13 protein-coding genes are annotated in these 8,539 nt (G+C 46.8%); 7 read left to right on the top strand and 6 right to left on the bottom strand.

Translation table 11 applies throughout. The annotated features are described in order from the left end of the window. Positions 1-594 (top strand): hypothetical protein (locus QZP87_RS04045; protein ID WP_291321636.1); only part of this gene is annotated, 594 nt, incomplete at its 5' end. A gap of 116 nt (positions 595-710) precedes the next feature. Here the strand turns inward: QZP87_RS04045 and QZP87_RS04040 are convergent. Then, a complete protein-coding gene (locus tag QZP87_RS04040; RefSeq protein ID WP_291321635.1) occupies positions 711-953 on the bottom strand; it encodes a hypothetical protein in 243 nt (80 codons plus the stop codon). Between the two features lie 419 nt (positions 954-1,372). Here QZP87_RS04040 and QZP87_RS04035 point away from each other — a divergent pair, with 419 nt between their 5' ends. Further along, the gene (locus tag QZP87_RS04035) at positions 1,373-1,822 is read left to right on the top strand and encodes a nucleotidyltransferase domain-containing protein (RefSeq protein ID WP_291321634.1); all 450 of its coding nucleotides are present in this window, start codon (positions 1,373-1,375) and stop codon (positions 1,820-1,822) included. Beyond that, on the top strand, positions 1,819-2,277 hold the full coding sequence (locus QZP87_RS04030; protein ID WP_291321633.1) for a HepT-like ribonuclease domain-containing protein: 459 nt from the start codon (positions 1,819-1,821) through the stop codon (positions 2,275-2,277). The genes QZP87_RS04035 and QZP87_RS04030 overlap by 4 nt, the downstream gene beginning before the upstream one ends. 129 nt (positions 2,278-2,406) lie before the next feature. On the opposite strand, the gene QZP87_RS04025 is transcribed toward QZP87_RS04030, so the two are convergent. Then, on the bottom strand, positions 2,407-2,682 hold the full coding sequence (locus tag QZP87_RS04025) for a CopG family antitoxin (protein WP_291321632.1): 276 nt from the start codon (positions 2,680-2,682) through the stop codon (positions 2,407-2,409). Positions 2,683-3,368: 686 nt separating this feature from the next. Here QZP87_RS04025 and QZP87_RS04020 point away from each other — a divergent pair. From QZP87_RS04020 to QZP87_RS15495, 4 genes are all read left to right on the top strand, one after another. Continuing rightward, on the top strand, positions 3,369-3,704 hold the full coding sequence (locus QZP87_RS04020) for a DUF4258 domain-containing protein (RefSeq protein ID WP_291321631.1): 336 nt from the start codon (positions 3,369-3,371) through the stop codon (positions 3,702-3,704). Further along, positions 3,691-3,939, top strand: coding sequence for a YgiT-type zinc finger protein (locus QZP87_RS04015; protein WP_291321630.1), 249 nt, complete (start codon positions 3,691-3,693; stop codon positions 3,937-3,939). Before QZP87_RS04020 ends, QZP87_RS04015 begins: the two co-directional genes overlap by 14 nt. A 158-nt stretch (positions 3,940-4,097) precedes the next feature. Then, complete coding sequence (locus tag QZP87_RS04010; RefSeq protein ID WP_291321629.1) at positions 4,098-4,307, top strand: hypothetical protein; 210 nt, start codon at positions 4,098-4,100, stop codon at positions 4,305-4,307. Further along, the gene (locus tag QZP87_RS15495) at positions 4,304-4,570 is read left to right on the top strand and encodes a type II toxin-antitoxin system RelE/ParE family toxin (RefSeq protein ID WP_363330984.1); all 267 of its coding nucleotides are present in this window, start codon (positions 4,304-4,306) and stop codon (positions 4,568-4,570) included. Before QZP87_RS04010 ends, QZP87_RS15495 begins: the two co-directional genes overlap by 4 nt. A gap of 1,530 nt (positions 4,571-6,100) precedes the next feature. On the opposite strand, the gene QZP87_RS04000 is transcribed toward QZP87_RS15495, so the two are convergent. From QZP87_RS04000 to QZP87_RS03985, 4 genes are all read right to left on the bottom strand, one after another. Next, positions 6,101-6,598: a hypothetical protein gene (locus QZP87_RS04000; protein ID WP_291321627.1), complete on the bottom strand. Its 498-nt coding sequence runs from the start codon at positions 6,596-6,598 to the stop codon at positions 6,101-6,103. Next, on the bottom strand, positions 6,595-6,978 hold the full coding sequence (locus tag QZP87_RS03995; protein ID WP_291321626.1) for a nucleotidyltransferase domain-containing protein: 384 nt from the start codon (positions 6,976-6,978) through the stop codon (positions 6,595-6,597). The genes QZP87_RS04000 and QZP87_RS03995 overlap by 4 nt, the downstream gene beginning before the upstream one ends. A gap of 75 nt (positions 6,979-7,053) precedes the next feature. Continuing rightward, positions 7,054-7,227 carry a hypothetical protein gene (locus QZP87_RS03990; protein WP_291321637.1) on the bottom strand — a complete coding sequence of 58 codons (174 nt, stop codon included), beginning with the start codon at positions 7,225-7,227 and terminating at the stop codon, positions 7,054-7,056. Between the two features lie 56 nt (positions 7,228-7,283). Continuing rightward, a complete protein-coding gene (locus tag QZP87_RS03985) occupies positions 7,284-7,841 on the bottom strand; it encodes a winged helix-turn-helix domain-containing protein (RefSeq protein ID WP_291321625.1) in 558 nt (185 codons plus the stop codon). Positions 7,842-8,539: the final 698 nt, after the last annotated feature.

Genomic DNA, 8,539 nt, shown 5'->3' with positions numbered 1-8,539 from the left:
CGCAGCAACCGCAGGCTGTACGAAACAACCTCGCACATCTACCAGCAGCTTGCCGGTCCAGTAAACGGCAGGGTAACGCAAATGCCGCGCGCCCTGGGCAGCATGACCGCCCTGGAGCTTCCTGTCCAGGACGGGCAGGCCTTTCTGCACATCCTGGACAAGGAAATCAGCTTTTATGTGCACTCCCCGGAGCTGAAAAAATGCATGCCCTTGTGGATCAACGACAACCTGCGCAAAACCCTGGGAAGCTACAAGTCCGGGGACCCGGATTTTGACAGGGTGTTCAGTGTCTACAAGGGGCCTGATGACCGGGAGAAGCTCCTGGAAAGATTTGACCGGGACTGCCGCCTGGCCATGCTCCAGCTCAAGGAGCAGGCTTTAAAACATGCCCGGAACATCTGGGTGGAACTCATCCATGTCCGGCCCAGGGATGATATCTTTATCATAAGGATCAACAACTTTCTGCTGACCAGAAGGGGCATGACCCGGTACCCTGAGGATATTTCAGTCTACCATAACCTCCTGGACAGATCCATGCAGGTCTACCTGGCCTTCAGACGATCAGCCTGCACCTCCGGGGATTCTCAGGGATAGAAAGGCCAGAAAGGCCAGGGCCTTATTCAGCCTGGACAACAAACTGATTAATCTTTTTCCGGACTACGCCCTACACTCCGCGCTTTGCCGGAAGTGTAAAACCAAGGCCCTTTATTTTACACTTCGCGCTTGACGCGATATGTAAAGATGATGTTTACATTTCCCGTTTGACGCGAAGTGTAAAGGAATTCATCAATCATGTTCAATAAGGCTATCTCTGCCCTTTGGGCGACTTGGAGGCCTTTGCCGAAAAGATCAACATCCTGGCCGAAACCCCACAGTTGCGAAGCGAGGGAAATGGGCGTATACAACCGGGCCAAAGTGGAGTGGATGTTTACCCTGGAAAGGTTATTGATCATGCTCCCCAGCATATTGCCGATTTCTTTACACAGTGAGGTAAGTTCCGGATTACCAGACCACTCAAAATTGCAGATTTTGTCTGTCACTTGTCACTTATGAAAGAAGCAAAAAACTGACTTTTTGCAGGTTCAGCTTGCCAGGCTTGCCCGCCAGGATTACAATGTATGGAACAAACTTTGAACTCTCGTATCTGTTTAGCGCTTTGCATGTGGCATGGGGACAGGCTCTTCCGGGACCCACTTGTCCCAAAAAATGAGATATTTTTAGCACAAAATGATGCTCAAGTGGGTCCCGGAGTGCCTGTCCCCTGCTTTCCTTAAAAGCGCTAAACAGATACGAACTCTCAAGCAATAAATAACTTTGTATTAAGATACGACTGCAGAAAGTCGAAACGCATATAATAATGTGGAAACAACTCATGTCTTCATCAAATGAACATAATGCAGGGTCCCGCGAAGAACATCTGGCCGCCATCTGCCGGCAATTCTCCATATCCATTGTGTATGCTTTCGGCAGCAGGGCAAAGGAGACCCTTTCCTGGCTGAGGCAGGAAATCCAGGAAATGCGTGCCACCCAGTCAGACCTGGATATCGGGGTGCTGCCCATACCCGGTTTTTATCCATCTCCAAGAGAGAAGGTTGAGCTTTGCATCAGGCTGGAAGATTTTTTTCAGGTCAGCCGGGTTGACCTGGTTATTCTGCCGGAAGCACCCCCTTTTCTGGCGTCAAGAGTCATCCAGGGAGAAAGACTTTATGCAGCGGATGAATATCAGGCTGATGAATACGATCTTTATGTCCTTAGAAGGGCCGGAGATCTGATGCCCTTTCATCGGGAGAGGCTGCGCATGCTTTTTGGAGAAGACGCATGACAAAGGGCGATATTTCTAAGCGTGTTGTTGCTGACAGGGTGCAATGGGTCGAAACCATGCTGGCGAAGATCAGGGAGCTTCCCATTGAGAACCGGAATGTTTTTTTTGCGGATTCCCGGAACGTCCTGGCCTGTGAGTCATGTCTTCGCCGTGCCCTGGAAGCCCTGCTTGATCTGGGCAGACATATTCTGGCCAAGAAATTCGGCCGGGCAGTTGAAGAATACAAAGAAATCGGACCAGCCCTGGCCAAAGAACAAGTCATACCTGAGAGCCAGGCTCAACTTTTCCGGATCATGGCTGGTTACAGAAATCGCATGGTGCATTTTTACCATGACGTTTCCGATGAAGAAATCCGGACAATATGCACTGACCATCTTGGAGATATTGTGCTTGTGCTTGAATCCCTGAAAAGATGGCTCAGAGACCAGTTACACAGCAGCGACTCAACTGTTTGATTATTTTATCGTTACCACCTGGCCTGAGTTTTCTCAATTCCTCAATCCCTCAATTCCCCAATTCCTCAATCCCCCAATTCCTCAATTCCCCAATTCCTCAATCCCCCAATTCCTCATGCCTCATCCCCGTCACCCGTCTTTTTCCATGGATAAACGTTCAGCTACCCATATATTTACCAGTGTTTGAGGCAATAATCCCCGGGAACGGGCCTGAGATTCAACCTGGCTGTATATATCCGGGTCCAGAGTGATACGCCGCCTTTGTTCTGCCCTGACCTCCAAATGCACTTCACTGGTTTCATTCCAGTATTCGGCCAGGCTATGGGTATCCCAGAATTCTGAGACAGCTTCCAAAGAATCTGCTTGAGAAATGCTGGTTTTTTGTGGATATTCATTTTTTTTCATAAAGTCTTCTTTCTTTCTTGTCCATATCTCTAGCGCTTTGCCATCCCTGTCCTCGATTTCAAAAAAGTTATCCCACTAAAACAGTATGTAAAAAAAACAAGACCAAAACCACCATAATCATTGATTACTTATGATAATAAGGCAATATGGGGTTGAAAACAAGAACCCTCTAAGAGCCAGAAACCCGGCCACCCTGGACCACAATCCGAGGCAGGCCGGCGATCTACCTTCTTAGGAGAAGTTTCGCCCACCCCAGTACCACCACAAGGCTGAGCTACCCCTATGAAATCGGCAGAGCCGGCACTTCGTGCATTTCATGGGGCAGGCGGAACACCCCAGTGTATTAAAGGAGAATACACGGGGCAGGCCGGAAAGACACAGAAGTTCTTAAAAGCATTTATTAGCAACCCAAATTCCTTGCATTGCGTGTATTCCATGTGTTCCGCCTGCCCAGTTGAATCTCTTCCATTCAACCGGGGGGGGCAGTCTCTTTGCCCCGAAGGGGCCTCTTTATTAGTTCCCACGCTCTGTCCCGCCAGGGCGGGACAACATTATAAAAGAAGCAAAAAAACTGACTTTTTGCAGGTTCAGCTTGCCAGGCTTGCCCGCCAGGATTACAATGTATTGAACAAACAAGGTCAAAATCAGAACTCGGGCTCAGTCTCCAACTTAGCAGCTAACCGGACATGACAACGAAAATGGACGATAACCTGATTGCAAGGCTGGTAGATTCAGGAAATTACCAGTTCAGAAAACATGCTGCAGAAAGAGCTGCTGAACGGGGAATCGACCCTCTTGATTTGAAAGAGGGCATTCTCAACGGAAAAATTATTGAACATTACCCTGATGATCCTAGAGGATACTCTTTTCTGGTCAGCAGTAATTCCCGAGAGATCAAATATATATACACATCGTGTGCGGATATCAGGATGGTATCTTATGGATCATCACGGTCTATGAACCTGATCCTGAGGACTGGCATGACCCATACCAAAGGAGATGCTGATTATGAAATGTTTTGAATGCGGTGGAGAAGTCCTGAAGACCCTGGGTGCTGTTAAAATGGCCTGCCCCGATGGCGGTTTTATAGTCTTTAAAGACATTCCCATGAATCAATGCCGTCAATGTGGAGAGCAGTACATTCCCGGCAAGTGGGCAGAAAAAATCGGTTTCATGATGCGCAACAGGGAAAGCCTGACTCCCTCAGAAATTATCCAGGTGCCTGTTGTCACCCCGGCAAGTGATGCCTGTGCCTGAAATAAAACCATGTAAACTAACGCGGGCCATAACCCAAGAAACAAAGAAACCTTAACCGCCAGTTCGCCATTATTGAATGGCTACTCCTACACTTCGGGATCCTGGGGGAAACAACTTGAGGTAGACCCTTATACTCGATAACCGTAAAGGAGGAGAAAATGAGCCCAATAGAAACCGATCATAAAACTATTAAACGGATATTCAAGGAATCTCTGGCTGAGACCTTGCATGAAAACAGGCAATTGTTTGAGGAAATAATCACGGACGTGTTTGAGGATCTCGCCCTCTCCGAGGCGATTAAAGAAGGAAAAGAAACTGAAAAAGTAAGTCGTGAAGAAATATTCAGGACTTTGGAGCAAAGTCAATGAAGGTTGCCTTCAGAGCCAGCTTCCACCGCGACCTTAAGAAGATAAAGGATAAAGAAACACTCCAGAAGGTAAAAGAGCATATTCTCATGGCTGAGGAAGCAACCAGCCTTGCTGAACTAGCTCAAATTAAAAAGATATCAGGATCCAGCGGATATTATAGAATACGGGTACATGAATACAGGATGGGTGTTTTAATTTCCGGTGATGAGATGGAATTTGTTCGTTGTCTACATCGACGTGAAGTGTACAGGTTCTTCCCATGATTGCCTGGAAATCGGTTTGGGAATACGAAGGGCTGAGCCGGCCCTGCTCATATGCCTCCAGAATCTCACTCTCATATCCGTCCAGATTCATCTTTTTATTATCTTCACTCATCCACCCCTCCCATACACCTCCCCATTCTTCCCCCTACCTCAAGCTCATGACTCAATGCTCAATGCTCAAATCCCCATGCCCTCTTCCCCATGTTTACCCCGTGAAACAGCCCGAAGGGCTCCCTGTCGCGGACAGGAGTTTCACTGGGGCTCCATGCTCAATGCCTGCCCCGTGAAACAGCCTAAAGGGCTCCCTGTCGTAGACAGGGGTTTCACCGGGGCTCCATGCCCTCTTCCCCATGCTCCATGCCTTCTTCCCCAATTCCCCAATTCCCCAATTCCTCAATTCCTCAATTCCTCAATCCCTCAATTCCTCAATCCCTCAATCCCTCAATTCCCCAATTCCTCAATTACCCAATTCCTCAATTCCCCAATCCCTCAATTCCTCAATCCCTCAATCCCTCAATTCCCCAATCCCTGCAGTCACCCGCCTTTTTCCATAGATAAACGTTCAGCTACCTATATTTACCAGTACCCGATATGGAATAAAAAGTAATCCATATTTTGTCTGTCTCTGTTATTCCCTTAAAATTCAAACCATATTCAGACTTTTCCAGGCGTTTTTCAGAGCCATTTTATAAGTTAAAAACAAGGTCAAAAATATTCGCCATGCAATAATTAATGCGAATATATATCGTTTTTATCTATAAATATCAAAGTGTTAGCTGTTAACTTATATTTTCAAGTGGCATCCTCATGAGTACACCAAAGCAGTAGCAATTCTTATCTATCTGTACACAAGAAGTAGTACGCAGTTTTTTCAATAGTGATAACCTTTACTAAATTAATTCTTAAGCATGATTAAAACTTTGATGTTGATGGCGCTACTGCTTTTTTTATATATAAGTTATTGTAATAAATAGATAATTTTGTAACTCAGTCAATATAAAAACTGTTTTTATGAGCAGACATTAGGAAGATTATATCGTTACAACCCTTTGGGAATAGCATAGTAACACCCAAAAATCGCTCGAATTGTGGAAAATTTTTGCTTACTATATCCCATATACTGATAGGGCGATTTCGGGCCAAATTTGCGTACTATTTGGCATATATTGATATGGTGCTTACAGACACTGCTCGCGAATACTTCTTGTCCATTCATTTTAGGGTACGACATGCTACTGTCAAGTCACTTATTAGACCTCAACAGCGTTTCCTGGTGAGGGAAATCAAGGTTTTCAACTTCAAGTCAAAGAATTGGATGCCATACGATCTTGGCTCTCAAATCGGTCTATCTTTGTGGTTCTCAAAAACCGGTGGAAAAGTCTGAATCTTTGATAAATCCACCAATCTTGGCTTTTGTCTTCCCTGCCAGTTCAAAAAGACTATTGAATTCTTGTTCACAGATGTGCTGTCTGTCTAAGCATCTTCAGCATAATCAAAGCCATCAGGAAGTTTAAGATTTACCTGGCCTTATCACCTGCTCCTTGAGGGTGTTTGGTTGGCCAGAAAGTCCAGAAAATCTGCAAAAGCCAGCATTTCTCGTTTCAATTGCTCAAAAAGTTGTTTTGCATTGCGAACAAGAATGTCAATTCTAAGAGGATCAAATTTGTATGTATAAATATTCCGGACAACATGTCTGAAACCTCGGTACTCGTCCAGAAATACATGAATCTCATCTGAGATGACGGCAGGACGAAGACCAGGAACTTCTCGGCCCATCTGTATCAGCAAAACCTTGTGCCAATTTGCCCCTTGTGGGAGCTGTCCATCCACATGAGCAGCAATTATTTCGAAAAGGCGTTCTATGCCAGTGTAGAAAGCGTGAAGATTTAGAGCAACGCCATCAAGGTATATGTCATCCTGGTATTGTTTTGCACGGATGACTCCGGTTACGGCGCGATCAACAATTATCTCCAAGTCATTCATTTCCAGGCGGATTCGTTCAGCGAGCCTTGCAAGTTCAGAAGTCACAACTCAATACCCCTGGTCAGGATCGATTCCCTGACAGATGGTCGGCATGAATCCGGATCCACCAGATCGACTGTAAATTCCGGGCTAAGACCTGAAACTCTGGCTGCCGCGCGATAAAATAAAGCATCAGGTATTCCATACGCAGCCAGATCTATATCTGAATGTTCGGAAAAACCGGTATCCATGGCCAATGTGCCAAATAGAATAACTTTTTTTGCGGAATACTCCTTGCGTAAAAGCTCTGCAGCATGGTTTGCAAGCCGCATAGCCTCCTTTCTCCGTTTCTGTACTGATACCGGATCAAGTATCTTATATTTTGCAACACCTGACAAATAAGCAGTCCACTCTTGCCTGGTCATCTCCAAAGCTGTTTTCGTCATATTCCCTCCTTCTCAAACAATGGGGCCTCAGATTCTTGCATGTCTCGTGATCTGTCTGTCATAAGCACCTCACGCTCATGCACAAGGCGGCTGACTGGGTTGGTTAATAAAGTCCTGGGTCACTCCGGGGCGGTCAAGCCAGCTGTCCCATGCTTCATCGGCAGGTGTGATGATGCGGCAACGCCCCATAGCTACTACATCGACCCGCTTTACATGTTCTGGCAGGGCCAGGTCTTTGTCAAGAGGCACAGCCTGGGAAGGATTGTTCAAAAGCTCCTGGTTCTTGGTTAACGAAGAACGTGGAACTACGAACCAGGAACCCCGTCCCGCTCATATACCAGCAGATGCGGCTTATCTTTGAGCCTGGGTGTGAAATCTTCAAACTCCTCCCTGGTCAAGACCAGAGGCCTGATTTTTCTTTTGATATAGCGTTCAGTTTTTCTGGTCAGATCGTTTAAGTGATACTGGTCAATATTCCCAACCAGGATCAGATCTATTATGCCGGTGTCCCTGCCCTGGGCATAGTCGTCAATGAGGTATGCCTTTTCCAGATCGCCCAGCCTGTTTATAATACTGTCCATGACCTGATCCAGGCCCATGACCTTGGTCACCATGGACTTAAGTTCCGGGAAAAGAGGATGGTCTGTATTGGCCTGGTAGAAGACGCTGCGCCCGTTTTTTTCAGTGGAGAGAAGCCTGGTCTCAGTGAGCTGATTGAGTTCTTCGCGCACGGCATTGGTGGAGACGTTGAACTCCCTGGCCAGTTCGCGCAGGTAGGACCTGGTTCCCGGGTTGAAGAAAAAGCGTACCAGAAGTTTGACGCGGGTTTTGGATGAAATAAGTCCGGCAAAGAGGTCAGCCATTTATGCTCCGTTATGAGTAGATAATTTGCTCATAAAGAGAAGGGGAATGGCTTGTCAAGTGATTTCTGTAAGCGCACCACCCGGGCGGTCCGGGACCCGGCACTCGCTTGAGATGATTTTTTCATAGGGTTACCAGCAATCATGAATTGCTAAAGTAAGTACTGAACAGGCCCTGTGGCAGGCGCATCGCTCCCATCTTTGAAGATTCGGCTGCAAAAACCCTTTTTTGCAGTCGCAGGAGTCAGGAGACCCCAGTGAAACCCCTGTCTTCGACAGGGAGCCCTGCGGGCTGTTTCACGGGGCAGGCCCAGTTAAACCCTGCTTTGCAGGAAATCCTTCGGATTTGTTTAACCGGGCAGGCAGGGGGCAGAAGTCAGTAAAAACAAAGAGTTATGAAGATGCTTTTTGCCGAGTCGCCTCATTTCCTGACTTTTTGCAGGGAAATCTCTGATGGAACATTTCTGGTAATTGTGCATGAATCATAAACCTTGGGCGTTCTTAGTTCCTGGTTCTTGGTTCGTCGTTCCTGGCTCGTGGTTCCTGACAAATGGGGTTAACGAAGAACGAAGAACAAGGAACTAGGCTTTTTCCGCGACCCTGCGCGGAAAAAGAGGCCCCTTCAGGGCATCATTCGGTTAACCCTTGCAGGACGCGTTGAGCACGGGGACTGGCTCTCCCGGCACTTATTTTTCTAATCT

The sequence above is a fragment of the Desulfonatronospira sp. genome (genome assembly GCA_003563255.1).
Classification (GTDB): Bacteria; Desulfobacterota; Desulfovibrionia; order Desulfovibrionales; family Desulfonatronovibrionaceae; genus Desulfonatronospira.
This window is presented reverse-complemented; position numbering and strand designations above follow the sequence as displayed.